2 protein-coding genes and 1 pseudogene are annotated in these 1,489 nt (G+C 49.9%); 1 reads left to right on the plus strand and 2 read right to left on the minus strand.

The window, feature by feature from the left end:
* The coding region (locus QZ506_RS16770) for an IS5 family transposase (protein WP_291972626.1) at positions 1-287 on the minus strand (287 nt) is incomplete at its 3' end.
* Between the two features lie 63 nt (positions 288-350).
* Here QZ506_RS16770 and QZ506_RS16775 point away from each other — a divergent pair.
* Positions 351-1,184: pseudogene (locus tag QZ506_RS16775) on the plus strand (5-methyltetrahydropteroyltriglutamate--homocysteine S-methyltransferase); the annotation flags it as partial.
* Positions 1,185-1,363: 179 nt separating this feature from the next.
* On the opposite strand, the gene QZ506_RS16780 reads toward QZ506_RS16775, so the two are convergent.
* A partial coding sequence (locus tag QZ506_RS16780) for an IS1 family transposase (protein ID WP_291972628.1) occupies positions 1,364-1,489 on the minus strand: 126 nt, incomplete at its 5' end.

Below are 1,489 nucleotides of genomic sequence, written 5' to 3' on the forward strand. Positions count from 1 at the left end.
CAGTCAACGAGACCATGCGCATCAAGAGCAGAAAGTAACCTGTTGAAAATAATGTTAATCACACCCGATTTTGACCACCTATTAAAGCGGTTATATACGGTTTTCCACGGACCATATCGCTCAGGTAAATCACGCCATGGAGCACCTGAGCACAGAATCCAGAACATACCATTGATGATTTTACGATGTTCTACCCATGGACGTCCGGCACGTGGTATTGCTGGTTCAGCAGGAAGTAAAGACTGGATGATCATCCATTCTTCATCGGGAAGGTCGTAGCGAGACATAGTTAAATATACTGTATAAACATAATGTTACTATAACTCAGGCAATTAAGGGACACAGCCTAGTTTAATGGTATCCAAACCAAGTCCCGCGCCATCAAGGTGACGGGCAAAGTCAGCTTTAACACTCAGCACCCGATGCTGGCGCATTTTCGCTACCTGAACAGCATCGCGGGTGATGTGACCGCCAAGATGACAATTCCTAGTCCGAGCGTGTTCCATTTCAGTGGCGGACGCAAGGCTATCGACAGTCAGGTTTATCCAACGCTGGATACTTATTTCGACGATCTGGCGCAGACCTGGCACGATGCGATTCATGCTTTCTACGCCGCAGGCTGCCGCTATTTGCAACTGGATGATACCGTCTGGGCTTACCTGTGCTCAGACGATAAAAAACGCCAAATTCGCGAACGTGGTGAAGATCCTGAACAACTGGCCCGTATCTATGCTGATGTGCTGAATAAAGCATTGGCCGGTAAACCTGCTGACCTGACGATCGGTTTTCACGTATGTCGCGGCAACTTCCGCTCTACCTGGATTTCTGAAGGCGGGTACGAGCCGGTGGCATCTATCCTGTTTGGTGAAGTCAATGTGGATGAGTTTTTCCTTGAGTATGATAACGATGGCTCGGGCGGGTTCGAGCCGCTGCGTTTCATCAAACCGGGACACCAACAAGTGGTGCTGGGCCTGGTGACTACCAAAAACGGCGAGTTGGAAGAGCCGGCTTTACTGAAAGTGCGCATCGCGGAAGCTGCGAAATATGTCGATATCAAACAACTTTGCCTCAGCCCGCAGTGTGGTTTTGCTTCCACGGAAGAGGGTAATAGCCTGACGGAAGCACAACAGTGGGCCAAGTTGCGTCTGGTTGTGGATACCGCTGCCGCCGTGTGGGGCAAGTAACACACCCGCGCATAACACCGGGGACGCACACTACCCCGGTGTATCCTCGCCGTTTTGCCATGGTGTGTCCCAATCTGCAAATCCGTTCATTCCGTTTACCGCGTAATCCCCTGCCAATTGTCCCCTTTTGCAGCAAAAAGCGCTTCTTATGGTCGTTTATTCAATGAGTTGATGTAGCATCAAACGTAGTACTCGCGTTCGATGTAAGTACCGATGATCCTATCGTGTATTTCGGATGATTTTGAATATCCGAGCGTCTTGCGATTGAGCCGTTGCAATCGGTTACGCAGTGTCAGATGTGCACG

Source organism: Candidatus Symbiopectobacterium sp. (assembly GCF_020054415.1).
GTDB lineage: Bacteria > Pseudomonadota > Gammaproteobacteria > Enterobacterales > Enterobacteriaceae > Symbiopectobacterium.